This is a genomic window from Methylophaga thalassica (genome assembly GCF_030159795.1).
Classification (GTDB): domain Bacteria; phylum Pseudomonadota; class Gammaproteobacteria; order Nitrosococcales; family Methylophagaceae; genus Methylophaga; species Methylophaga thalassica.
The window spans coordinates 390,049-415,537 of record NZ_BSND01000013.1; the positions used below are offsets into that span (position 1 = coordinate 390,049).

A 25,489-nucleotide genomic window follows, 5' to 3' on the forward strand; every position below is an offset into this window, starting at 1 on the left:
ACAACGACGGGTGTTTGTCTAGCTTAAAGCTAACTGTTGTCAATAAACATCATGTGTAAAAGAGCTGCTGTTATTTGCTAATAACAGGAAAAGATTTTAAATCTAATTGAGAATGTGTTGCATTTAGATTTAGTTAAAGGTAAAGTTTCGTTCCTTCTGGCGTGACAACGCGTTTGGTTTATCTTTACTAAATACGAGCAATATGAAAAATAAATTCCCCTCACGACGTCCTGTATTAAATAAATCGGTTCATCCTACGATCACCGCTTTTTTATTATCACTCCCGCTGTCACCGGTTGTTATGGCTGATAATAGTGTTACTGATAACGAAATTGATCTGGATAGTATTAGCGTTGTGGGTGAGAAAGAGAACCAGTTCAATACCGAATATTCATCCTCAAATAAATTCACCGCTCCGTTGTTGGATACACCAAAAACGGTCAACGTTATTCCAAAAGCCGTTATTAGTGAGAAAGGGGTGACTACGCTTGAAGAGGCATTACGAACTGTGCCAGGCATTACTTTTGGCGCTGGTGAGGGAGGTAATCCCTTAGGTGACAGACCCTTTATTCGTGGCATTGATAGTCAGAATAGTATTTCGGTTGACGGTTTACGTGACATTGCAGCTGGTTCACGTGAAATGTTTAACGTAGAACAAGTGGAAGTGATAAAAGGTGCTGATTCAGCATTCAACGGCCGTGCAGGTGCTGGTGGGAGTATCAATATTGCGACCAAGCTTCCAAAAGCCGAAAACTTTAAGCATGCTGAAATTGGTTTAGGCACAGATAACCATTTCCGCAGCACTATTGATGTGAACCAGTTTTTTGATAATGGTGTGGCGTTTCGTTTAAATGCGATGGGGTTAAAAGAAGATATTCCTGGCAGAGAAGGACCAGAGAATAAACGCTGGGGTATTGCACCTTCTGTGACGCTGGGTTTGGACACACCGACACGAATGACACTGGCCTGGTATCACCTAGAAACAAATGACATTCCTGATGGCGGCGTACCTTATAACTTGCCTGCCACCTTACCTACTTCAGGATCTGTGACGTTGCATCCAACCACCGGCGGAGACAGAAACAATTGGTATGGAATGACGCACCGTGACTTTCGTGATGAAACCACCGATCAGCTCACCGGTATTGTGGAGCATGATTTAAACTCTGACACCACCATCAAGAATACATTCCGTTTTGCGAAGTCCAAACAAGACTACCTCTGGACACTGCCAGATGACAGTCAAGGCAATGTGGCTGATGGTTTAGTCTGGCGTCGTGGTAATGCTAACTTTAGTAAAACAGAAACCGTACAAAATGCGACTGAGCTGAGCGGAAAATTTGACACGAGTTTCATTCAACATAGCTACACCACAGGGATAGAGTTATCTCATGAAAAATCTGAGGTACAACGTATGGCCGTTACCTTTAACAACGCCTATGTTAATTGTGGTCAAGATGCCATTGATGCTTTTCTGTGTACAAGCCTAAGCAATCCTTCACCGAATGATCCGTGGTTATTTGACTATACCTTGCCAGAGCCGGCTAAATACAGAACAAAAACGGCCTCTGCCTATGTGTTTGATACTATGGAATTATCTCCTCAGTGGTTGCTAAATGGTGGTGTGCGTTTTGACCATTATGACTCGACTTATACCGGGGCTTCAGCCGCTACCGTGTCGCGTATTGATAATTTATGGAACTATCAACTAGGCATCGTCTTCAAGCCAGTAGAGAGCGGCAGTATCTACGCTAACTACTCAACATCAAGCACCCCTGGTAATTCTTTTCTCGGCCAAGGTCGTGAAGCAGGTTCTATTGACCCTAACGGGAGACGAGCACCTACTAATGCGGATCAACTCAAACCAGAAAAGACCCGTGCTTACGAATTAGGTACCAAATGGAATTTTGCAGATGATCGTTTATCGCTTGGTGCTGCAGTATTCCGTAATGAAGTCACAAATGTTCGAATTCAGGATCCAAACGATGCTTCACTGGCTGAAATGGGCGGAGAAAAAGTGGTCAATGGTCTGGAGCTGTCTGCGACAGGGCAATTAACACCTAAATGGGATGTGTTTGCCGGTTATACCTATATGGATAGTGAACAAAAAGATCTGGGTTTGAGTGGCGGTGTGCCCGCTGCCGGAACGGGTAAAGCGTTTCCTAATACGCCGCGCCATAGCTTCACTTTATGGACGAGCTATGAAGTCACGCCTAAGCTGACGTCTGGCATTGGCATGATTACGCAAAGTGAAATGGTCGGTGGCTACACCTTTAATGGTGATGCGCTGATTACCAGAGCTGTGCCGGGGTACACACGTTTTGATGGCATGGTGAACTATGCCATCAGTGAAAAGCTGGAAGCACAATTAAATGTGTATAACCTGCTTGATAAAGAGTATTACTCCTCTTCTTATACGACACATTATGCAACGATCGCAGCGGGTCGTTCTGCGGTGGCAACCTTGAAACTCGATTTCTAAACGCCACATTTAGTTATACTCTCTATAGCTTTGCCATCATCATGATGGCAAAGCTTTTTTGCTATAAGGGTGTCACTTATTATGCTTATTCCTATTAAAGGTCTGTTGAGTTCAGAGGAAGCTGAAAAATGTCGGCAGGTGCTGATGCAAGAGGCATGGAATGATGGGCGACAGACGGCGGGGCATGTCGCCATCAATGTGAAAACTAATTTGCAGTTAAGTCGAGACAGTCAGGTTGCTCAGCAGATTGGCGATCTGATTCTTGACCGCTTGGGGGCTCATCCTCAGTTTATGTCTGCCGTGTTACCAGCGAAAGTATTACCGCCCTTGTTTAATCGGTACGAAAGCGGCGGCGCCTATGGCAATCATGTTGATAACGCTTTATTAACACTGCCTAATTCAAGTATTAAATTACGCAGTGATGTGTCTACCACAGTCTTCTTCAGTGAGCCTGAGCAATATGAAGGCGGTGAGCTGGTTATTCAGCATAGCTATGGAGAGGAGCGCGTTAAGCTCGCAGCAGGGGATGCTATTGTCTATCCGGCAAATAGTTTGCACCGTGTTGAACCTGTCACCGAAGGTATCCGCCTGGCCGCTTTTTTCTGGTCGCAAAGTTTAGTGGCAAGCAGTGAACAGAGACAGATGTTGTACGAGCTTGATCAAAGCATCCAGACTTTGATCATGGATCATCCTGAAAGTGAGTCGATCGCCTCGTTAACGCATCTTTATCACAATCTGTTACGTCACTGGTCACAGACATAAAGCTGAATGGAACAATCCCCTATGGCTGAGCAAACCAAGCATATTCTGCAAGCCGCGTTATCGGCTATTCCGGCCAGTATCAGACGTGCGGTTGATTATGAAATCCTGGCAAAAGACTTTATTGCCGATGATATTTGGGCTTATATTCAGGAAGGTGCAGATAAACCCGGTCAGGACCAAATAAACCGCCAGGCATTTGAACGCTGGCAATGGTTGCCTCATCGATTACAGCCTATTCATCAGGGCAGTGCTGAAAGTCATTTATTAGGTCAGTTACATGCCTATCCGATGTTGCTTGCACCTATTGCTTATCATGGTTTAGTGCATCCGCAGGGCGAGTTGGCGATGGCGCAAGCTGCAGCAGCATTACAAACAGGCTTGGTAGTCAGCTCTTTAGCCAGCAGACGATTGGAAGATATTGCTGAGACGTTTTATGCCACTGCAGCAGAAATGCAGATTGAAGCTGCCCCGTTATGGTTTCAACTGTATTGGCAAGCGGATATTGAGCAAAACAAACAACTGATTGAACGCGCCGTTAAGGCGGGCTATCAAGCTATCGTCTGGACAGTGGATGCCCAATACAAGCGTTCAGAATTTCAATTACCTGAGGGCGTGACTGCTGTTAATTTAGTGTCAGATTCTCAGGAAAAATACACCAGTCATGTGCTGGATAAACACATTGTGTTTCAATCCAGCCTGGCCCAACAAGAAACCGATTGGGCAACACTGGATTGGATAAAACAACAGACCTCACTGCCTGTGATCGTTAAGGGACTTTTAGCCCCGATTGATGTTTTAACGGCTCAACAAAAAGGCGCTGATGCGGTGGTGATCTCAAATCATGGCAGTCGGGTATTGGTGGATGCGGTCTCCCCCCTAAGTGTTTTGCCAGACATTAAAAAGGCATTAGGTAACGATGCAATGCCACTGATTGTCGACAGTGGTATTCGCTCTGGTAATGATATTGCTAAAGCACTGGCATTAGGCGCTGATGCCGTATTATTGGGACGCCCGCAATTATATGCGCTTGCGGTTGCAGGCAGCCTGGGTGTGGCTCATCTGATACATTTGTATCGTGCCGAGTTAGAAATGACTATGGCACAACTGGGCTGTGATTCTGTTGCTGCGCTTAGCCCTGATTATTTATGGGATGTGCTCCGAAGCAGATGAGTTTGCATACACTAGCTGAATTAACGGTGTAATGTCAGTCAGTTCAGCGATAGCGAATAATTCACTGAGCTGCTGGCGAATATGTTTTATACGATGGGCTTGTTTACTACGCTGTTGATTCAGTTGTGGTAACAGATCAGTTTGTTTGTCGGCTTCCCGACGACTGATTGGGCTGATATAACATTGAAAGGCATAAAATTGCTTAGCGGTGAGTGCCCGCTGTAGAAACCGATCTTTATCGTGTTGTGCAATAAATTGGTGATCAAACATCCATTGCCATTGATCCTGGCTATTTCTGAATCCATATAGCGCTGTATTGAGCGATTCTCCCTCTTTTGCTTGAAAGTTTTTAACTTGCTCATGAAGTTCTGCCAGGTGAACTTCCATCGATAACCAAAAGTTATCCGATTGCTGATGCGCATTGTTGAGTTCAGTGCAGCCAACGATATAGATGCGTCTTTGGCCTGATTCATCAGCACCTAAAAATAAAGGAATCGATTCTGCTGTGTCGAGAAGGGAAGGTATGAACAAGCGACTTTCATGGCCTTGAAGGAGATCATCCTGATTTTGCTTCAATTGTTGCTGGTTGCTGGCAATAACGTGGTTAAAAAACTGGTCCTGACTCGATGAGCAGTGTTCATGAATACGTTCAAAGCCGAGTTGATAACGATTTTTCCAACGTTTCTTATTCTTAAGTTGATACGGGATGCGTTGCAAACTGACTTTTTTAGTCTGGCTTTGCCAACGAGGAAAGTCCACATAAACCACTTTATCCAGACTTACCTCAATACTGAGTGGCAATGTGACAGATAAACCATGACTTGAAACATCAATGCTGGTGGTTTCCCATTGTTGTTCATTGATATGAATGACAACTGGGGTGCGAATTTGATAGCGCTGAACCTGACGTTTAATGATATGACTCAACGCATAAGGTGTCGGTAAGTCATTTAATTCCCATATAGGAATGTCATAGCATTCGGGTTGAGCTACGATTCCTTTTTGCGCATCAGCAATATACGGTGTAAGTGATTGTTGTAAATCAATCAAACGAATGGCGTATTGTGGGCGATTCAGATTATTGGCTAACTGTTGAGCATAGCCTGGCATCTCTTCTTTTAAAGCACTTATTGAGGTCGTAGACAAGATTTCGTCAATCTGGATCGGACTTCTGAGCATCAGAAACAGCTGTTGATGATTGATTGCGGCACTGTGGAGTAACGCAATGACTTGCTTTTCTGATTTTAATGGCGAGAAACATACCTGTTTTTTACCCATCAAAATCAGTAGTTTTTCTTGTTGTTTTTGCTCCGGTGCTGGCAGACTTTCAATCAGCATGCTCAGGCTGGTTTGCCATTGTTGCGTCTGCCATTCTGATTCGACACCGCAAAAAATAGCCTGATAATCCGGGTAGTCAGCATGTTGTACTTGCCATAATACCGGGTACGCAAGGTGATTGACCCAAAGGCGCCGATAAAAGGCTTTCTGTAAATTGAGTACCTCATACTCGGTATCAATATGCCGTTGCTTGGCTTGCTGCTCAATGAACCCAGACATCCACTGAGTGAATTCAGTGTCGGTATTTTCCTGGGTCAGGATCAGTGTTGAATAGGCTTCATCGTGCTCCAGCTTTAATATGATGTAGCGCTGAGCAGAGAGGAATGACAGTCGGTGTTTTTCTGATAGTTCACTGAACTCAACACTGACTGAGTCACCCTTGTGCAATGTGTAACTGCGTTTTAACGTGACCCGTATCGCCGTTAAGGAGATATTGACGGTGTGGCCGCTGTATAAAACATCGGCGATACGAAGTTTGACCGGCGTACTGAAGTTGAGTCGTTGTTCTGTGCGGGAGAAATTTTCATCCAATATCAGACGTTGAATGGTTGGTTTATTCGTTTCTACTGATTCTTCGAGTGTATTTGTTTGCTCTAGTTGTTTGATGGTCTTCAATACAGCTTCGTAGACAGCTACTGTGTAGCGCCCCTGAGTGCGATTCATCAGCTGTTTAACCAGCAGATAAGCTCTGTCATCAAGATAGTGGCGACGGCCACCAAACTCGTATGCCTGACACTCACCGCTGACTTTACCTCTTAAATCAATGATTCGCAGACAGTCTTTATTTAGACGCTGTTTCTCTAATCCTTGCAAAAAGGCTTGGTTTTTTTGCTTGAGATCAGCACTTTCAGCCATGACAGTATTACTGAGGCTGGTATTCGGCAGGGGTTTTTGCCTGAATGCTTAAGGCATGAATTTTTGACTTCATCAGTGTATCCACGTGTTCAAAAACGAGGCGATGACGCTTGATGAGGGATAAGCCAGTAAAAGCGTCACTGACAATCAGCAGGTTATAGTGACCACCACCCGTGTTGCCGGCATGCCCTGCGTGTTTATCACTGTCATCCTCAATTTCAATGACTTCAGGGGAGAGTGCTTGCAGTGCATTTTTAATTTCGTCAATGGTGCTCATGGTAAGACTTTTTTAAAGGGTTTAACGGTGACTTTAGCGTAGACCTCGGCATCAATATAGGGATCATCTGACGCCCATATTTGTGCTTGTTCCAGACTATCAAACTCAGCCACGACCAGACTGCCGCTAAAGCCAGCATCGCCGGGTGTTTCACTGTCAACAGCAGGATGAGGACCTGCCAGAACTAAACGCCCTTGATCCTGTAAAGCCTGAAGACGTTCTAAATGAGCAGGTCTGGCAGCAAGACGTTTGCTCAGACTGTCTGGATGATCTTCGCTGATAATGGCGTATAACATAGTTTCACAATTCCTATTTTTTCACTTCTACAGCATGTTTTGCCAGGTAAATTGACTGCGCCACAACAAAAACAACGGTCAGCCCCAGCATGCCGAATAATTTGAAGTTGACCCAGGTGGCTTCATCAAAATTGAAAGCGACATAAAGGTTAACCAAGCCGGATAAGACAAAAAATGCGACCCAAGCCAGATTTAAACGAGTCCATATTTTGGGAGGGAGTTGAATATGATCCGCCATCATTCGTTCTAAAAGGGATTTATCCGTGAACAGATAAGCGCCAATAAAGACTAATGCGAATAACCAGTTGACCGCTGTCGGTTTCCACTTAATAAAATCTGGATTGTGTAACCACAATGTCAGCCCACCCAATACCAAAACTAAGGCCAGGGTAATTAAATGCGCACGTTCCACTTTTCTGAACAGCAACCAGGTAATACACACCTGTAATAAGCTCACCACAATCATGACTGCTGTGGCGACATAAATGCCTTCTAATTGGTAGGTAACACCATTAAATGTGTAGTCTCCGCCGCCAAACTTATAAGCCACAAAAAATAATACGATGGGGAGGAAATCGAAGAATAATTTCATTTCGTTTTTTCACTTCAAGCAGGATGACTGCATTCTATCGTAAAATAGGACTTATGACTCAGTTTGACTTACATACCCATTCCACTGCCTCTGATGGCTCGCTGTCGCCCGAAACCTTAGTGGCTCGCGCTAAACAACAGGGCGTCACGCACCTTGCGTTGACCGACCATGATGGAACAGAGGGCATAAGACAGGCGATGGCAGAGGCTCAGTTGCAGGATGTGGTTTTGATTCCCGGCGTGGAAATTTCCGTCAGCTGGCATGGTGCCACAGTGCATATCGTGGGACTGCAGATCGATATCGATAATGAAGTTTTGCAACAAGGTTTATCAGCATTACGAGATTATCGCCGTCAGCGTGCGATAGATATTGCGACCCGCTTAGATAAAGCAGGCATTCCTGGTGCTTATGAAGGCGCGAGCCAGTATGCCTCTGAAACGATGCTTGGCCGGGTGCATTTTGCCCGCTTTTTAGTCGAAAAGGGCTACGCAAAAGATATGAAAGATGTCTTTAAGCGTTTTCTGGTTCGTAATAAACCGGGTTATGTCACGGGTCATTGGGCTAGCCTTGAAGATACCGTCAACTGGATTATCGGCGCGGGCGGGCAGGCCGTTATTGCTCATCCGGCACGTTACAAAATGACCGCAACAAAACGCCGGAAACTGGTGGCAGAATTCAAAGCATTGGGTGGTTCCGGAATCGAGGTTGCCTCTGGTGCGCAGCATCCAGAGGAAGTCAGAACAATGGCAAGGTTGGCAACTGAATTTGATTTGTTAGCTTCAGCAGGTTCAGACTTCCATAGCCCGGATAATAGCTATACTGAACTAGGTAAAATGACGGCGTTGCCGCCAAATGTGACACCCATCTGGTCGACATGGGTGAATTGAGCCCTCAATCTTTAGAAGTGTGATTTTATATGAGCCAGTTTTTTCAAATACATCCAGACAACCCTCAGGTAAGACTGATCAAACAGGCTTGCGAAATTATTCGGCGTGGTGGGCTGATTGTGTATCCAACGGATTCAGGCTATGCATTGGGCTGTCAGATTGGTGATAACGATGCAATGGAACGTCTGCGTCGAATCCGTCAGTTAGATGCCGATCATAACTTCACCTTGGTGTGTCGTGATTTATCAGAACTCTCGACCTATGCGAAATTCAATAATGCGGTGTTTCGTTTATTAAAAGCCTATACGCCAGGACCATATACCTTTGTTTTACCGGCGACCAAAGAAGTGCCTCGCAAGTTACAGCACCCCAAACGTAAAACCATTGGTTTACGTATTCCGGAACACACAATTGCGTTGGCACTGCTGGAAGAACTGAATGAACCGCTCATGAGCTCAACCCTGATTTTGCCGGGCGATGATATGCCCATGACGGATGCCGAAGATATTGTCGATGCCATTGGTAAACAAGTGGATTTAATTATTGATGGCGGTGCCTGCGGTGCCGAGCCAACCACCGTGGTTGAATTTGTCGATGACTTACCTGAAGTCACCCGACATGGTATGGGAGATACAACCCCATTCGAGAGTTAAGCAGATGTGGCTAACGCTTATTCTCTTATTGATCTTTTTTGCTATCTGTCTATCTCAGTCACGCGCTGACTGGGGTGGTATTTATGTGAATTGGCTGGATGGTCTTACCCGTATTCTTTGTAAAGTGTTACATCGCCATCCCGGCCTGATTTTACCCTTGCCAGAACACGGTCCCGCGATTGTTGCTGCTAATCATGTTTCTGGCCTCGATCCCCTATTATTAATTGCGGCTAGTCGCCGGCCATTACGGTTTTTAATTGCGGCTGAAGAATATCATCGGCCTGTACTTCACTGGATTTTCAAAGCCGCTGGTTGTATTCCTGTTGATCGCCAAGGCCGGGCAGAACAAGCACTTCGTGCAGCGAGACGCGCTTTGGAGCAGGGAGAAATCATCGCCTTATTTCCGCATGGCAAAATTCATTTAGATACCGACCCACCAAGACCAATAAAAGCAGGTGTCATTCGCTTGGCAATATGGACAAAAACGCCAATTTATCCGGTGCGATTGGATGGGATTACAGCGCAAGGACAGGTGTTACTCGCGCCCTTTGTTCCCAGCCATGTTCAGATCCGTGTTGGCAAACCTTTATCACCTTTGCAGGAAATCGATGTGCTTAAAGCTGAATTAACAAGCTATATCGAAACGTTGCAAAAACATCCGCATTAGCTCTCTTGATTTTTATCGAGGCTTCCCCCATTTCTCTATTAACTTACTTTTTCAGGGGAAATACCTCGTATGCAAATAGATAAATTAACCAGTAAATTCCAGGAAGCGCTCGCGGCTGCCCAAAGTATGGCTGTGGGGCAAGAGCATCAGTTCATCGAACCCGTGCATTTAATGCTGGCTTTACTGCAACAACAAAATGGCAGTGTGAAACCTATTCTGGCTCAGAGTGGTGTTAATGTTGCGGCTTATCAAGCTGATTTAGAACAGCAGTTATCGCGACTGGCACAGGTTGAAGGTGGTAATGGTGATATCCATGTTTCACAAGATTTAAGCCGATTATTGAATCAAACGGATAAGCTGGCACAGCAACGTCAGGATCAATATATTTCCAGTGAACTGTTTGTATTGGCGCTGGCTGAAGATAAAAACCAACATGGTGAATTACTTCGCAAACATGGCGGTAACAAAACAGCGATTAATACCGCTATTGATAAAATTCGTGGAGGGGAGCGAGTGACCGATCCAAACGCAGAAGAGCAACGTCAGGCTCTGGAAAAATACACGATTGATCTAACGGCAAGAGCTGAAGCGGGCAAATTAGACCCGGTGATTGGTCGTGATGATGAAATTCGTCGCACTATTCAGGTCTTGCAGCGTCGTACCAAAAATAATCCTGTCCTTATCGGTGAACCCGGGGTGGGTAAAACCGCGATTGTTGAAGGATTGGCACAGCGTATCGTCAATGGCGAAGTACCGGATGGTATGAAAAACAAACGGGTTTTAGCATTGGACATGGGCTCGTTGATTGCCGGTGCCAAATTCCGTGGTGAGTTTGAAGAACGCTTGAAGGCGGTTTTGAATGATCTATCGAAACAAGAAGGTCAGATCATTCTGTTTATCGATGAAATTCATACCATGGTCGGTGCCGGTAAGGCTGAAGGTGCAATGGATGCCGGTAATATGCTCAAACCTGCGCTGGCACGCGGTGAGCTTCATTGTATCGGTGCCACAACGTTAAATGAGTATCGCCAATATGTAGAAAAAGATGCGGCGCTGGAACGTCGTTTCCAAAAAGTGATTGTCGGCGAGCCTACGGTGGAATCGACGATTGCGATCTTACGTGGTCTGGCAGAGCGTTATGAAGTGCATCATGGGGTGGATATTACGGATCCGGCGATTGTTGCCGCAGCGACGTTGTCTAACCGTTACATCACAGACAGAAAACTGCCTGATAAAGCGATTGATCTTATCGATGAAGCAGCGAGTCGTATTCGTATGGAAATTGACTCCAAGCCAGAGGTACTGGATCGGCTTGAGCGTCGTTTGATTCAATTAAAAATTGAACGCATGGCACTGAAAAAACAAAGTGATGATGCTTCCAAAAAACGGCTTGAAACGCTCGAAACTGAGATGAAAAAACTGGCCAGAGAATATACCGATCTGGAAGAAGTCTGGAAGTCTGAGAAAGCGTCGTTACATGGCAGTCAGCACGTGAAAGAAGAGCTGGAAAAAGCGCGTCTGGAACTGGATGCTGCCAATCGTAGTGCCGATTATGAAAAAATGGCCAAACTACAGTATGGACGTATTCCAGAGTTGGAAAAACAGTTGAAACTGGCCACAGAAGCCGAAATGCAGGAATTCACTCTACTGCGTAATAAAGTCGGTGAAGAAGAAATTGCTGAAGTTGTCTCTAAATGGACAGGTATTCCTGTATCAAAAATGCTGGAAGGTGAGCGTGACAAACTGCTGAAAATGGACGATGCCTTACACGAAACCGTGATTGGTCAGGATGAAGCAGTCAGTTCAGTCGCTAATGCGATTCGTCGAAGCCGGGCAGGCTTGTCTGATCCTCACCGTCCTAATGGATCATTCTTGTTTTTAGGGCCAACCGGGGTCGGTAAAACGGAGTTATGTAAATCTCTGGCTAACTTCTTGTTTGATACTCAGGATGCGATGATTCGTATTGATATGTCGGAATTTATGGAAAAACACTCGGTTGCACGTCTGGTAGGCGCACCGCCTGGTTATGTGGGTTATGAGGAAGGTGGTTATCTGACAGAAGCCGTCAGACGCAAACCTTATTCAGTGATCTTATTAGACGAAGTGGAAAAAGCCCATCCGGATGTCTTTAATATTCTGCTTCAGGTACTGGATGATGGCCGTTTGACGGATGGACAAGGTCGCACTGTGGATTTCCGTAATACGGTGATTGTGATGACTTCGAACCTGGGGTCGAGTGTTATTCAGGAAATGGCGGGTGAAGAAAATTATGACGCGATGAAAGCCGCGGTGATGGAGATTGTGTCACAGCATTTTCGTCCGGAGTTTATTAACCGTGTGGATGATGTGGTGGTGTTCCACCCATTACAACAAGCACAAATCCGTGCGATTGCCGAGATTCAGTTATCACATCTGCGAGCAAGATTAGCAGAGCGAGATATGAAACTGATGTTATCCGAGGAGGCATTGGACTTGATTGCCTCGGAAGGCTTTGACCCTGTGTATGGGGCAAGACCGCTGAAACGGGTGATTCAGCATGAGATTGAAAATCCACTGGCGCAGGATTTATTGTCAGGTAAGTTTTCTGCTGGTGATACTGTCAACATTGAAGTTGAAGCGGATAAGCTGGTGTTCAAAGAGCTCAAACTTCACTAAAACCTGGGCAAAAAAAGAAGGGAGAAAACCGTAGTTTATCTCCCTTCACCAAGGGGTAATCTACCAGGCTTTGTAGGGTAAAAATTTACCATTCATTGTCACGACAACACGATCACCTTTGGGGTCGTGTTCTCGTTCTACAGACATATTAAAATCAATGGCACTCATAATGCCATCACCAAACTTTTCCTGAATGACTTCTTTCAGGGTGGGGCCATATACCCCAACAATTTCATAAAGACGATAAATCAACGGATCTTTAGGCACACTCTCATCCCAATTTTTGATTGGGTAGGCCTCAAGAGCTGTTTTGACTTCTGCTGGTAACTCCAGAAGTTCGCATAAAGCACGTGCTTTTTCTGCTGGCATGCTATTCATTCCCAGACAAGCTGAGGTGGTCCAGACTGTAGACATGCCGATGACTTCGGCAATCTTTTCCCACTGTAACTGCTTATTTTCTTTCGCCACCATAATGGCTTGTGTCATTTCCAGCTTATTCATTATGTTCCTCGCGTTTTTGGAATTAATTCATTTTCAGTAGATGAAGGTTAATTTGCCGTCACTTTGTTATCGGGCTTAATCACACGGCTACGGGTTGGGCCTGGTTTTAGATGGGTGGCATAGAGCACCATGCCCGTTAACAGCAGACCGCCAACTAAATTGCCTAAAATAACGGGGATTTCATTCCAGATTAACCAGTCAGCAATGGTGATAGGAGCACCCATCATCATGCCAAGTGGGAATAAATACATATTCACGACAGCATGCTCAAACACCAGACCAAAGAAGATAAGAATGGGCATCCACATCGCGATAACTTTACCGATCACATCTTTTGACAGCATGGCACCGACCACACCGACAGATACCATCCAGTTACATAAAATGCCTTTAACAAATACCGTTAACCAACCTGCGGCTCCATGTTCAGCAAAGCCGAGGGTTCTGGCTTCAGCTGCTTTGGCAATGGCTTGTCCAGCCGCACCGGGCTCCGTGGTAAATGCAAAAGTCCAGGCAATGCCGATCAACACTGCTGTTGTTAAAGCGCCTAGTAAATTACCCAAAGCAACCAGTCCCCAGTTTTTTAGTAAGCCATTGAATGTTGCCCCTGGCCGTTTATCAAATAAGGCCAGAGGCACCAGAGCAAATACACCGGTTAATAAATCAAAGCCCAATAAATTGAGAATACAAAACCCGACGGGAAAGATTAAGGCGCCGACAATGGGAATACCGGTTTGGACGGCAGCCGTAACCGCAAGAGCCACAGCAATAGCTAAAATGGCGCCAGCCATAAATGAACGTATTAATACGTCACGGGTGGCCATAAATAATTTTGACTCACCCGCATCTACCATTGTTTTTACAAACTCACCTGGGCTTATATAAGACATAACCGCTATTTCTCCACACAATCACGATGATAAAAAGATAAGACTAAATTGGCATTTATTATGCCAATTTTAAAATTAATTATTTATCAATGAGTTATTGGTTTTTTTGGAGAGAGGGTGATACGTTTTTGCACCATATTGAATGTTTTGATCCTGGATGGTGCAGGAAGACATCCAGTCATGATGCCGTTTAATGTGTTCCAGATAACAAGTCTTGTTGAGGTTTGCCGATATAAAAACCTTGTGCAAAGTCGACGCCGTAGTTCTGCAGGATAGTCAGAATGGCTTCGTTTTCGACAAATTCAGCAATGGTCTTACGTCCTAAGCCTTTGGCGACATCTATCAGTGCCTTAACAAACAGCTGATCATCCGCATTGATATCCAGATTTTTGATGAAAATACCATCAATCTTGATAATGTCGATGGGTAATTCACGCATATAGTTGAATGAAGCAAAACCAACACCAAAATCATCCAATGAAAAACGACAGCCCAGCGCTTTTATTGCTGTCATCATCAGTTTTGCCTGATACAGATTGGCAACCGCAACAGTTTCAGTAACCTCGAAAATCAAGGCACTAGGATCGACATCAAAGCGCTTAATTAATTTTTTAAGGTATGGCAATAAAACGGGTGTATCAACAACCGCGCCGGACAGGTTGATAGCAAACTCCACTTTTGAGCCTTGTTTCTGCAATTCACCTAATTTTTTTATGCTGTGGTGCAGTACGTAATGATCGATACTTTGTATCAGTCCAACTTCTTCAGCAATCTCGATAAACTTACCTGGTAAGGTGATTTCCTGGGTTTCAGGATTTCGCATTCTGACCAACACTTCATAGTGCTGGATTTCATTATTACTCAGGTTAAGAATGGGTTGGAAATATAAAACAAATAGATGATTCTCCAAGGCTTCTTCGATTTTCTGTTTCCAGTAAACCCTTTTTTGTAGCTGTTCACGGCTTTGATCATCGAGCGAAAAAATATGATAACGACCTTTGCCGTTAGCTTTAGCCCGATACATCGCTAAATCCGCAAACCCCATCAGCTCGTTGGTTGTGGCATCTTGTAGAGGATAATTGACGATACCGATGCTGGCGGAGATTGTATGACGCACAGATGCATAGTTCAGATGAATGGTTGAAAGCTCAGCCAGTATCTTTTCCGAGAGTGTAATCGCACCGGCCTCGTCACTTTCTGGCATGATGACGGCGAACTCATCACCACTTAAACGTGCAACAAAGTCAGTAAAACGGGTGATTCTATTGAGTGCTTTTGCAACTAGCTTGAGCGCTTCGTCACCAGCTCGGTGACCGCTGGTATCATTAATATCCTTAAAGCGGTCGAGATCCAATAACAAAAGTGTGCTGTTGTGCTGATAACGAATCGCCGTTTGCAATGATTTTTCAAACTCTTCAGTAAATTTTCTTCTATTACATAAATCGGTTAGAGGATCATGTTCAGCCATCCACACGATACGTTTTTCTGCTGCTCGAGTTTGAGTGTTATCCAGTCCTACTGAGAGGATCATGGTTTCTTCGTTATTCCTTTCTACGCGCGAATGAAACCAGGAAATTTGTTTTAAGCTACCTGCTTTATCAACAAGTTCGGCTTCTTGCTGGGCGATCTGAATATTACCAATTAATAGTTCTTTCAAAATATTATTGGTTTCAGACCAGTGACCAGGAGGGAAGAAGCGAGCCACATCCGATCCTTCCACTTCTTCACGACTAAACCCCGTTAACTGCTCACCATAATGGTTGAACAAGTGAATTACCTGCTTATCATCGGATGTCATTACGATCATCTGTGCCGTATCAACAAGTTGAGTGATGAAGTCGCGTTCGTTCTTTAGTGCTTGATGTGCTCTAAAAACAGCTTTATTGCGCTGAGAAACTTTGTCTTCCAGAGCCTCGAGCATCGTTGCCAGATTACATAGCTCTTGTTTCAGATTGACAATGGCATGGTCTGAATTATTTTCATTAACAGACTCGCATTGTTCGCGGGCCTCAATAAATTTTTTACTGGCAACCAAAGGAACGGAGAGGGTGAGTTGACCTATGTCATCGAAGCTCGATTGAATAGAACGAATCAGGTGACGTGATAGAAATAGGATAAGGAATAAATAACAAACAGAGCTTATTGTCGCTGCAATCCATTTGATATGTGAGACAGTCGGGAAAAGATAAGGTATCAAAAAGAATGCGCTAACAGTGATAACAGCGGATAAAACACTGCCTGCCAGAATGCGGTTTCTGGTGATGATAACCGTGTTTGAATGTGTGGTATCTCTCATAGTGACAGCTTATTCATCATGCGCATCCTTTCAGGCTAGCTATCTGAAACCTTTCGGCACAACCAGTCTAATACAGCAGCCGGTAGCAGTCTCTTACTATATGCAAAAAGATAAGTAGGAAAAGTGACGTAGTAACGCCTTTTGGGTTTTTTTGCCTCTAGTGCATGGATACATTTTTTAACAACGGCATCTGCAGGTAGAGTAAAAGGCGCTGCTGGGCCTTTTTTCTTGAGCCTGGCTTCCATCGCTTGATAGGTTTCTTGATGGGCACTGTTTGTTTTATCAATATGCTGAAGATACTTCGCATAGGCGTTATCACGAAACCGGCTGGTTATCGGGCCAGGTTCAATCAAACTGACATCGATATTCGTGCCATGAAGCTCTATCCTTAGCGTATCGGCCAAGCCTTCTATAGCGAATTTACTGGCGTTGTATGCACCACGGTAAGCCAAAGCAACTAGTCCCAATACCGAGCTGTTATAAATAATGCGTCCATAACCTTGTCGCCGCATATGTGTGATAGCGAGGTTAGTAAGCTGTTGTGTACCAAATACATTCGTTTCAAACTGTTCTTTTAAGGCCGTTCGCGATAAGTCTTCAACAGCACCAGGCTGTCCAAAAGCGGCATTATTAAACAGTCCGTCTAATTGATTATTGAGATAGATTAATGCTTGCTGAAAACCTGTGCTAACGCTGTTTTCATTCGCCAAATCCATGATGATGGTGTAAATACCATGTTGCTCAAGTGATGTTTTATCGCTGTCATTACGGACGGTGGCGACGACTTTATAACCACGCTGATGTAATGTGATTGCAGCACATAAACCAATGCCACTTGAGCAACCTGTGATAAGACATGTTTTCATTTGATTAATTTATCTTTCCTAAACTATTTGTCACTTTATCGGATGTAGGGGTAAATGTTTAAGTATATTGTCCGATATGCTATATATTCCTTTGATACTTAACCCTGGGACACTATGCAGACGCAAGAAATAACGGATATTGATTACCAACGCTTTAAGCGTTTCTTGGAAGATGCCTGCGGCATTCTTCTCGGGGATGGCAAGCAATATCTCATTGTTAGCAGGCTGACACGACTGCTCCGTGATGAAAATATCGCTAGTCTGTCGAATTTAATTTCGGCTGTTGAGCGAGGACAGCCTCATCATCTGCGTGATGCCGTTATTGATGCGATGACTACTAACGAAACCTCGTGGTTTCGTGATGTTCAGCCATTTGAAACATTAGGTCAGGTCATTTTTCCAGAATTAGACAAACTGCGTAGTAGCTCACTCAGAATCTGGTCGGCGGCATGTTCATCCGGTCAGGAACCATACACTATCAGCATGATGTTAAGTGAGTACTGTCGTAAATTCCCATCTAACAGAATCGCTTCCAGTCAGATTATCGCAACAGATATTTCAAGCTCAATGCTGGTGCAGGCTAAAAAAGCTGAATATGAAGATGTGGCGGTTGGCCGGGGCTTATCCGATCAGCGTCGTCAGCAATTTTTCACTAAACAGGGTGATCGTTGGCGTGTAATAGATGAGGTTAAACAACGGGTTAGTTTCAGACCTCAGAACCTGCTGCAAAGCTTTGGTACATTAGGCAAATTCGATATTATTTTTTGCCGAAATGTACTGATTTATTTTTCTGCTGATCGAAAAAAAGACATTCTGCAACGGATGGCACAATCGTTAAATAAAGGTGGCTATTTATTCCTGGGGGCATCAGAAACGATCAGTGGTTATACCGATGCCTTTGATCTTGTTCGCACACCACATAGTACGGTTTATCGCAAAAAAGATTAGTGCGGATCATGTTCAATTTTCTTGACCGGTGGGGTCGTCTCAGTTGGAATTGGCTCAACAGGATTGCTCTCAGTCGGTTTTGTTAGTCCCAGCCATGCGCCAACTTTCTGAAAAATCGCTTTCAATAAGCGCCACAATCTTGGTAAAAGCCAAATCATCAAAACAACAAACACCACCAGTGCAATCAAAAATAATACCGGATGGTGAAGCGCCGTCCATAATCCAGCAATAACTAATAAGTCTTCGCTGATGGATGCTGCCCAGTTTGTAACAGGCTCAGGAGAGGTATTAATCAATAAGCGACTGCCTGCCTTAGTTGCATGGCTGCCAGCGGCCAGTGTACCTCCTAACAACGCTGCGGTTAGTTCCACTGCCGGGCTGACATCGCCAACCGCGCCTGCAGCTAACATCGCCCCTGCTGGAATTCTGATGAAGGTATGCATGGTATCCCAGCCGGAATCGACGCCCGGAATCTTATCAGCAAAAAATTCAACACAGTACATAAAGCCTGCTGCCGCCATCACCATGGGATCGGTCAGCAGCTGGAGTTCATCAGGCAATACAATATTGCCGGTCATGCCCATATAGCCGAGCATAAATATGGTCGCGTAGAGATTGATCCCGCTAGCCCATGCTGCTCCCATACTGAGTGCAATAATATTGACTGCTTCCATTGATTGCTCTCCATTTTGTTATAGTGATGACTTACTTAAGCCATAGGGATTTGAGTTGATGATAACCCGAACTGAATTTCTCGCCTATATCAATCATGTTTTGGAACCTGAGCGTTTTAATGATTACTGTCCCAATGGTCTTCAGGTTGAAGGTCGGGAAGAGATTACGACGCTGGTTACTGGCGTGACAGCATCAGAAGCCTTGCTTGAAGAAGCGATTGAGTTAAATGCCGATGCGATATTGGTTCATCATGGTTATTTCTGGCGGGGAGAGGATGCCCGTATAATCGGCATGAAACAGCGCAGATTAAGACTGTTGCTTGAGAATGATATTAATTTAATTGCCTATCACCTGCCATTGGATGCGCATCCGACGCTGGGCAATAATGCACAATTGGCTGAGTTGTTAGGCATCGAAGTCGATGGACGTATTTCTGGCATGGGAGAGCCGGCAATTGGCTTATGTGGTAGTTTGCCGGAGCCCTTATCGTTATCTGCATTCAGCAGTCATGTTCGGCAAAAATTAAAACGCGATCCTTTAGTGATACAAGGGCATGACCGACCGATTACCACGGTTGGTTGGTGCACGGGCGCCGCTCAGGGGTATCTACTGTATGCTGCTGAGCTTGGGTTGGATTTGTACATTAGCGGTGAGATTTCTGAACCAACTGTACACATGGCACGTGAATTAGGCATTAACTACATGGCTGCCGGCCATCACGCGACAGAGCGATATGGGGTGAAAGCCATCGGAGAAATGCTGGCAGAACAGTTTGATATCGTTCATCATTTTATTGATATAGATAATCCGGTTTAGGTACTCATGTTGAATTCCGTCTTAAATACTTATCAGCAACAGCGTCATCGTGTTCAACGTTTTTTTGACAGCACATTGTGGGAAGACCTGCCTGAGGATGCTTCACCCTTATGGCGGTTTTGGGTTAATGCGATTCGCGTGACTTATATTATGATTCGGGAGTTGGCGACGGGTGAGCTGAATTTGCGCGCTATGAGCTTGGTGTTTACAACCATTCTTTCTTTGGTGCCACTCATTGCCGTTGCGTTTTCGGTTTTAAAAGCCTTTGGTGTCCATAATCAAATGGAACCTATGCTGTTGAGCCTGCTGGAACCATTGGGCGATCGCGGCCCGGAAATTACCGAAAATATTATTCGTTTTGTCCAGAATGTGAAGGTCGGTGTTCTGGGATCTATTGGTGTGGCTATGTTGTTCTACACCATCATCGCACTGGTTCAGAAAATTGAGAATGCGTTTAATTTTGTTTGGCGCGTAAAGCGTTCACGCTCATTAGCGCGGCGTTTTACTGACTATCTTAGTGTTGTGATGATTGGGCCGGTGTTGATTTTTTCTGCACTTGGACTCGTGGCAACCGTTGTTAATCATGAATTCGTCAAGCAGTTGAGTAGTATCGAGCCATTTGGGACCTTGCTGGTCATCGGTACTAAGTTATTACCTTATTTAATGATTATTACGGCATTTACGTTTTTATATAAATTTATCCCAAATACCAAGGTAAAATTCAGCCCGGCATTGATCGGAGCATCAGTTGCCGGTGCCTTGTGGATTGGCGTGGGTACGGTGTTTGCAAAATTTGTGGCTTCCTCGTCCAACTACACGGCGATCTATTCGAGCTTTGCGATTTTGTTTTTCTTTATGATTTGGCTGTATCTGGCTTGGTTTATTTTGTTGACAGGTTCTCAGGTTGCGTTTTATCTGCAGCATCCTAAGTTAGTGAGATTGGCGGGAAAACCATTAACCTTAAGTCCACGTTTACGTGAGCGTGAAGGTTTGTGGTTGATGACGGTGATTGCAAGACGATTTTGCCAAAACTTGCCGCCGCTCACCATACAGCATCTGGAAGAGCAAACGGGACTGACCAATAATGCCTTACAGGACTTACTCAGTAGTCTTGAAAAGGGCGGGTTCCTTGTCGAAGTCGCTGGTGATGAAACTCGATATGTACCTTCATCTGATGTCGCCACCATTAAAGTGGCCGCTTTATTAAATTGTTTACGTACGGCGGAAGAGAATAGTGCCTATCACGTTAAAGGTGTGCTGGATAAAGATGTGAACAAGTTACTGAAAGACATTGGTGATGCCCAGGCTGAGGTATTAGGTGATTTAACGTTGCGTGAGCTTGCTATGAGGAAAGAGGGAGAATGAGCGACGCCTCATCATTAAATGGTAAGAAGATTGTTATTGGTGTCACCGGTAGCATTGCCGCTTATAAAGCAGCAGATTTAATTCGACGCCTGAAAGATTATGGCGCCGAGGTGCGTGTCATGATGACAACGGGCGCGGCTGAATTTATTACACCGCTGACATTGCAGACCTTAAGTGGTCACCCTGTGGCGATGACCTTGTTAGACGCCGACGAAGAGTCAGCAATGGGGCATATTGCATTAGCACGCTGGGCTGATTGGATTCTGATTGCCCCTGCCACGGCGGATTGTCTTTCCAGACTGGTTTCTGGTCGTGCTGATGATATTCTTGCAGCCGTTTGTCTGGCAACAGAAGCGCCGATTGCCGTCGCACCGGCAATGAATAACAAAATGTGGTCAAACGCAGCAACGCAGACCAATTTAGCAGTATTAAAACAACGTGGTATCTGTGTGATTGGTCCAGCCAGCGGTGATCAAGCTTGTGGCGAACAAGGTGAGGGGCGGCTGTTGGAACCATTAGACATTGTCTATGAATTAGACCGTTTAATGGTACCGGGACTGTTGGCTGGAAAACAGGTGGTAATTACTGCCGGCCCAACCTATGAGCCGATTGATCCCGTGAGATTTATTGGTAACCGTAGCTCTGGAAAAATGGGCTTTGCTATCGCGCAGGCAGCTAAAGAAGCTGGTGCGAAGGTGACTATTATCGCCGGGCCGGTTCAATTAGCCACACCTACAACGGTAAGACGTATCAATGTTGAAACAACAGAAGAAATGGCCTTAGCGGTTGAGGATAGTCTTGATGCGTGTGATATTTTTATCAGTTGTGCGGCTGTTTCTGATTATCGTCCCATTCAGGTTCAGCAAGAAAAAATTAAAAAAAACTCAGAGCAGTCGATACAAATAGAACTTGAACCGACGATAGACATTGTGTCTACTGTGACAAATCGACACAATAAGCCATCATTTGTCGTAGGATTTGCAGCTGAAACACAGAATTTAACGGAATATGCAAAATCCAAGTTAGCACGAAAAAAACTCGATATGATTGCGGCTAATTTGGTTGGAGAAAATCAGGGGTTTGCTGTGGATGATAATGCGTTGCATATTATCTGGACCGACGGCGAGCAAACATTGCCACTGATGCCTAAAACGCAGCTGGCAAGAGAACTAATGACATTAATAATAAAAAGATTCTATGCAAAAAATTCAATTAAAAATTCTTGATCCAAGACTGGGCGACAGCATTGCTCTTCCTGATTACGCAACGTCAGGTTCTGCAGGGTTAGATTTGCGAGCCTGCCTTGATGAGCCCGTCACACTGGCGCCTGGTGAAACCGTTTTAATACCTACTGGCCTTGCTATTCACATTGATGATGCCACGCTGGCTGCTGTGCTGCTGCCACGATCAGGCTTAGGCCATAAGCACGGGATTGTGTTGGGAAACCTGGTTGGATTAATAGACAGCGACTACCAAGGCCAGGTGTTTGTTTCATGCTGGAACCGTGGCACAGATAAATTTGAAATCAGTGTGGGAGAACGTATTGCGCAAATGGTTTTTGTTCCCGTTGTACAGGTAGGGTTTGAGAAGGTCGATGAGTTCACCTCGTCGGAGCGTGGCGCAGGTGGTTTTGGACATACTGGACGTCAGTAGTAGTCAAAGGGGATTGGCATGGCCATGATGGAAAAGCTGGGAAGCAAGTTTGTTAGTGTTCTTTTGCTACTGGTTATGCTTTTAGGTGTCAGTGCTGCAGTTGTTTTCATCAATACGCAAGCCAATACCACTCAGCAAAATACTCAGCGTGAGAAGAGTCAACAAATTGTTAATGCTGTCATAGCGAGTTATCAGCAACAAATTAAAGAATGGCAGCAAACAGCACTTAGCCTTGCCGAGTTAACCGAAACAAAGCAGCTCGCTAACACCAAGAATATTTACGATGTTGATGATTGGAAAAATCTGGCCAACCGTTTTTTTCCTTCAGCTAAGGCCATTTGTTTAATCACCAGAGAATATGATGCGCCAACAAATGAAGGGTGTTTGCCCATTTCTTACGTATCACTGAAAAGTTTGAGACAACTAACTACGCAGACGCAAGCTGATGTTGCGATGATTATGCAAGATGGAAAAGCCGATCATATTTTGCTGGCGGCGAGAGTACCTCTTGATGATAAGCAGCAATATGCAGCTGTTGCGATTGCTTTGAAACCAACGGATATTCAACTGATTAACCCAGGGCTGGTACCTGACGCATATATTGAGATCAGCCAAGGGGATTTACCAACAGGTCTTCTTACCACAATAGGTGACAGTCAATATAAACAAGCCGAACCCGTTATATCTCAACCCATACCTAACTCTTACTGGCAAGTGAAGCTGTGGTCGGTAACCACGAGTGCTGGAACACCATTATGGTTGTTTCTCGCGCCTGTTATGATTTTGATTGTACTGATATGGATGCTCAGAGATTGGTGGCAAACGAAATTATTACACTCTGATGCTAATAGATTAGAAGAACAGCTCAGAGACCTGCAAGAAGTTAAGCTGAAAACAAAGTATCCATTAGTTTTCAGTGAGTTGTATGGCGTCAGAGAGCTGATCCAACAACTTGCTATACCAGAGAAGAAACGGGCTTTACCTGTTGAAGAACCGCTTAACACATTTGTCATTGATGAAACTGAAACACTGGAACGAAGTGAAACACTTGTTGAAACGCCGCCAGAGGTTCGGGAAGAGAGTGAATCATACGATAGTGACGTGATTGATTACGACAGGCCATATGAGCAGGATGCAGTCGATGAGCAAGAATCCTTCGTTGATGAGGACTCTACCGCCCCTGAACAACACGTATCGAGTCTAAGTCTGGATGAAACCGTGGCGAATAATTCAGATTTACTTGAGCTTAAGCTGACGGATGATGACACATCAACAGAAGATGTAGAGTCTTCTGTTTTTATTGAGCCTGAATTTTCAGCAACAGAAAAGTTGTCACTTGAACCTGAAATCGATCTGTCTTCAGAGCCTGATGATGAAACAAAAGAAATTTTTCACGAAGATACTCAACAGAGTCTCCCGGCAACAGAAAAGAAACTGGAATTAAATCCACCCTCAGCACAACATCTGCCAGATGAAGCTATTTTCCGAGCTTATGACATCCGTGGGATTGTGGGTGAACAGTTAACTGTGCCTGTGATGACATTGATTGGCCGAGCGGTTGGTAGTCAGATGATCGCTCAAGGTGTCACAGAGTTAGTGGTGGGCCATGACGGCCGGCTAAGTAGTCAGCCGCTGGCAAAAGCATTTATGCGTGGCGTGACCAATACCGGCTGTAACGTTATCGACCTAGGTCAAGTTCCCACTCCGGTTGTTTATTTTGCTTGTGAGTATTTAAAAACACGTTCAGGAGCGATGATCACCGGTAGTCATAATCCGGCTAATTACAATGGCATTAAATTGGTCATTGCAGGTAAGACGCTTGAAGGCGATGAAGTCCACGCACTCTATCGGCGTATTAAACAAGGTGCATTTGAGACCGGCCGTGGGAATATTACGGCGAATGATGTGACGGAAGCTTATGTTCAACGGATCAAGTCAGACATTAAACTCGAACGTAAACTAAAAGTTGTCGTAGATTGTGGCAACGGTGTCGCCGGTAAAGTATTACCAAAAGTACTAAAAGAAATTGGTTGTAATGTCATCGAGTTATTCTGTGAGGTGGATGGTCGTTTCCCAAATCATCATCCGAACCCCGGGGAACCCGAAAACCTTAAATCCTTGATCTCAGAAGTGAAGTCTACGGGCGCGGAACTGGGCATTGCTGTGGATGGGGATGGGGATCGTCTCGGTGTGGTGGATACAGAAGGAAATATTATTTGGCCAGATCAGTTGATGATATTGTTTTCACGAGCTGTTCTGGATAAATCACCTGGCGCCACAATCCTTTATGATGTAAAAAGTACGAGTTTGCTTGAGGGCGTGATACGCTTTGCTGGTGGTGAGCCAATGATGGTGCCATCCGGACATTCTGTTATCAAAAACAAAATGCAGCAGTATAATGCCGCACTGGCTGCTGAAATGAGTGGACATTTCTTCTTCAATGACCGCTGGTATGGCTTTGATGATGCGACTTATGCAGCTGCAAGGCTGGTTGAGTTATTATCAGCTGATCCCATGACTCGAACGCCTACTCAATTGTTTGCTGAGATTAGTCAACGTGTTTCCACTCCAGAAATTATGGTGAATATGCCATATCCTGAAGCGAAACGTTTCATGACCACACTTCTTAGTAATTTCAATGCCGAAGGTGGTGATATTTCTACTATGGATGGTATCCGCGTGGATTATGCTGATGGTTGGGGACTCGTGCGAATCTCAAATACACTTCCTGCTTTAACCTTAAGGTTTGAAGCGACAAATGATGTTGAATTGGAAAGAATTAAACAGTTGTTCATTGAACAAATGCAACAAGTGAAGCCCACGCTAACATTAAAACTATAATTTA

22 protein-coding genes are annotated in these 25,489 nt (G+C 44.7%); 13 read left to right on the forward strand and 9 right to left on the reverse strand.

Annotated elements, in window-relative coordinates:
• The first annotated feature begins 202 nt into the window (after window positions 1–202).
• From QQL60_RS14705 to QQL60_RS14715, 3 genes are all read left to right on the forward strand, one after another.
• A complete protein-coding gene (locus QQL60_RS14705) occupies window positions 203–2,482 on the forward strand; it encodes a TonB-dependent receptor (RefSeq protein WP_273178957.1) in 2,280 nt (759 codons plus the stop codon).
• Between the two features lie 81 nt (window positions 2,483–2,563).
• The gene (locus QQL60_RS14710) at window positions 2,564–3,244 is read left to right on the forward strand and encodes a Fe2+-dependent dioxygenase (RefSeq protein WP_273178955.1); all 681 of its coding nucleotides are present in this window, start codon (window positions 2,564–2,566) and stop codon (window positions 3,242–3,244) included.
• A 21-nt stretch (window positions 3,245–3,265) separates the two neighbouring features.
• A complete protein-coding gene (locus tag QQL60_RS14715) occupies window positions 3,266–4,414 on the forward strand; it encodes an alpha-hydroxy acid oxidase (protein WP_284723726.1) in 1,149 nt (382 codons plus the stop codon).
• Here QQL60_RS14715 and QQL60_RS14720 read toward each other — a convergent pair.
• Genes QQL60_RS14720 through QQL60_RS14735 form a run of 4 tightly spaced genes read right to left on the reverse strand, consistent with a single transcriptional unit; the run spans window position 4,388 to window position 7,772 of the window.
• On the reverse strand, window positions 4,388–6,607 hold the full coding sequence (locus QQL60_RS14720; protein ID WP_284723727.1) for a PilZ domain-containing protein: 2,220 nt from the start codon (window positions 6,605–6,607) through the stop codon (window positions 4,388–4,390). The two genes, QQL60_RS14715 and QQL60_RS14720, sit on opposite strands and share 27 nt — an antisense overlap.
• A gap of 7 nt (window positions 6,608–6,614) precedes the next feature.
• Window positions 6,615–6,884, reverse strand: coding sequence for a BolA family protein (locus QQL60_RS14725; RefSeq protein WP_284723728.1), 270 nt, complete (start codon window positions 6,882–6,884; stop codon window positions 6,615–6,617).
• Entirely contained in the window at window positions 6,881–7,180 is a 300-nt protein-coding gene (locus tag QQL60_RS14730; RefSeq protein ID WP_273178947.1) for a YciI family protein, read from the reverse strand. The genes QQL60_RS14725 and QQL60_RS14730 overlap by 4 nt, the downstream gene beginning before the upstream one ends.
• A gap of 13 nt (window positions 7,181–7,193) precedes the next feature.
• On the reverse strand, window positions 7,194–7,772 hold the full coding sequence (locus QQL60_RS14735) for a septation protein A (RefSeq protein ID WP_273178945.1): 579 nt from the start codon (window positions 7,770–7,772) through the stop codon (window positions 7,194–7,196).
• 53 nt (window positions 7,773–7,825) lie between these two features.
• On the opposite strand from QQL60_RS14735, the gene QQL60_RS14740 reads away from it, so the two are divergent.
• The 4 genes from QQL60_RS14740 (at window position 7,826) to clpB (ending at window position 12,634) form a co-directional block, all read left to right on the forward strand.
• Window positions 7,826–8,659 (forward strand): PHP domain-containing protein, encoded by an 834-nt coding sequence (locus QQL60_RS14740; RefSeq protein WP_273178943.1) that lies wholly within the window; start codon window positions 7,826–7,828, stop codon window positions 8,657–8,659.
• Between the two features lie 29 nt (window positions 8,660–8,688).
• Window positions 8,689–9,312, forward strand: coding sequence for an L-threonylcarbamoyladenylate synthase (locus tag QQL60_RS14745; protein WP_284723729.1), 624 nt, complete (start codon window positions 8,689–8,691; stop codon window positions 9,310–9,312).
• Between the two features lie 4 nt (window positions 9,313–9,316).
• The gene (locus QQL60_RS14750) at window positions 9,317–9,979 is read left to right on the forward strand and encodes a lysophospholipid acyltransferase family protein (protein ID WP_284723730.1); all 663 of its coding nucleotides are present in this window, start codon (window positions 9,317–9,319) and stop codon (window positions 9,977–9,979) included.
• 69 nt (window positions 9,980–10,048) lie between these two features.
• On the forward strand, window positions 10,049–12,634 hold the full coding sequence (clpB, locus tag QQL60_RS14755; protein WP_284723731.1) for an ATP-dependent chaperone ClpB: 2,586 nt from the start codon (window positions 10,049–10,051) through the stop codon (window positions 12,632–12,634).
• Window positions 12,635–12,694: 60 nt separating this feature from the next.
• Here the strand turns inward: clpB and cynS are convergent, their stop codons facing one another.
• The 4 genes from cynS to QQL60_RS14775 all read right to left on the reverse strand — a co-directional run bounded on the left by cynS (window position 12,695) and on the right by QQL60_RS14775 (window position 17,187).
• Complete coding sequence (cynS, locus tag QQL60_RS14760; protein WP_007144563.1) at window positions 12,695–13,135, reverse strand: cyanase; 441 nt, start codon at window positions 13,133–13,135, stop codon at window positions 12,695–12,697.
• A 47-nt stretch (window positions 13,136–13,182) separates the two neighbouring features.
• Window positions 13,183–14,025 carry a formate/nitrite transporter family protein gene (locus QQL60_RS14765; protein ID WP_007144564.1) on the reverse strand — a complete coding sequence of 281 codons (843 nt, stop codon included), beginning with the start codon at window positions 14,023–14,025 and terminating at the stop codon, window positions 13,183–13,185.
• Window positions 14,026–14,215: 190 nt separating this feature from the next.
• Window positions 14,216–16,321 (reverse strand): putative bifunctional diguanylate cyclase/phosphodiesterase, encoded by a 2,106-nt coding sequence (locus QQL60_RS14770; protein WP_284723732.1) that lies wholly within the window; start codon window positions 16,319–16,321, stop codon window positions 14,216–14,218.
• 35 nt (window positions 16,322–16,356) lie between these two features.
• Window positions 16,357–17,187, reverse strand: a complete 831-nt coding sequence (locus QQL60_RS14775) for an SDR family NAD(P)-dependent oxidoreductase (protein WP_273178930.1) — start codon at window positions 17,185–17,187, stop codon at window positions 16,357–16,359.
• A gap of 114 nt (window positions 17,188–17,301) precedes the next feature.
• Between QQL60_RS14775 and QQL60_RS14780 the strand changes: the two genes are divergently transcribed.
• Window positions 17,302–18,135 (forward strand): CheR family methyltransferase, encoded by an 834-nt coding sequence (locus QQL60_RS14780; protein WP_273178928.1) that lies wholly within the window; start codon window positions 17,302–17,304, stop codon window positions 18,133–18,135.
• On the opposite strand, the gene QQL60_RS14785 is transcribed toward QQL60_RS14780, so the two are convergent.
• Window positions 18,132–18,809, reverse strand: a complete 678-nt coding sequence (locus tag QQL60_RS14785) for a DUF4126 domain-containing protein (protein ID WP_273178926.1) — start codon at window positions 18,807–18,809, stop codon at window positions 18,132–18,134. The two genes, QQL60_RS14780 and QQL60_RS14785, sit on opposite strands and share 4 nt — an antisense overlap.
• 58 nt (window positions 18,810–18,867) lie before the next feature.
• Here QQL60_RS14785 and QQL60_RS14790 point away from each other — a divergent pair, with 58 nt between their 5' ends.
• The 5 genes from QQL60_RS14790 to QQL60_RS14810 are packed head-to-tail and all read left to right on the forward strand — an operon-like array spanning window position 18,868 to window position 25,485.
• The gene (locus QQL60_RS14790) at window positions 18,868–19,626 is read left to right on the forward strand and encodes a Nif3-like dinuclear metal center hexameric protein (protein ID WP_284723733.1); all 759 of its coding nucleotides are present in this window, start codon (window positions 18,868–18,870) and stop codon (window positions 19,624–19,626) included.
• A 6-nt stretch (window positions 19,627–19,632) separates the two neighbouring features.
• The gene (locus QQL60_RS14795; protein ID WP_284723734.1) at window positions 19,633–20,991 is read left to right on the forward strand and encodes a YihY/virulence factor BrkB family protein; all 1,359 of its coding nucleotides are present in this window, start codon (window positions 19,633–19,635) and stop codon (window positions 20,989–20,991) included.
• Window positions 20,988–22,217: a bifunctional phosphopantothenoylcysteine decarboxylase/phosphopantothenate--cysteine ligase CoaBC gene (coaBC, locus tag QQL60_RS14800; RefSeq protein ID WP_284723735.1), complete on the forward strand. Its 1,230-nt coding sequence runs from the start codon at window positions 20,988–20,990 to the stop codon at window positions 22,215–22,217. The genes QQL60_RS14795 and coaBC overlap by 4 nt, the downstream gene beginning before the upstream one ends.
• Complete coding sequence (gene dut / locus QQL60_RS14805; protein ID WP_007144572.1) at window positions 22,189–22,644, forward strand: dUTP diphosphatase; 456 nt, start codon at window positions 22,189–22,191, stop codon at window positions 22,642–22,644. Before coaBC ends, dut begins: the two co-directional genes overlap by 29 nt.
• 18 nt (window positions 22,645–22,662) lie before the next feature.
• Window positions 22,663–25,485, forward strand: a complete 2,823-nt coding sequence (locus QQL60_RS14810) for a phosphomannomutase/phosphoglucomutase (RefSeq protein ID WP_284723736.1) — start codon at window positions 22,663–22,665, stop codon at window positions 25,483–25,485.
• Window positions 25,486–25,489 lie beyond the last annotated feature (4 nt).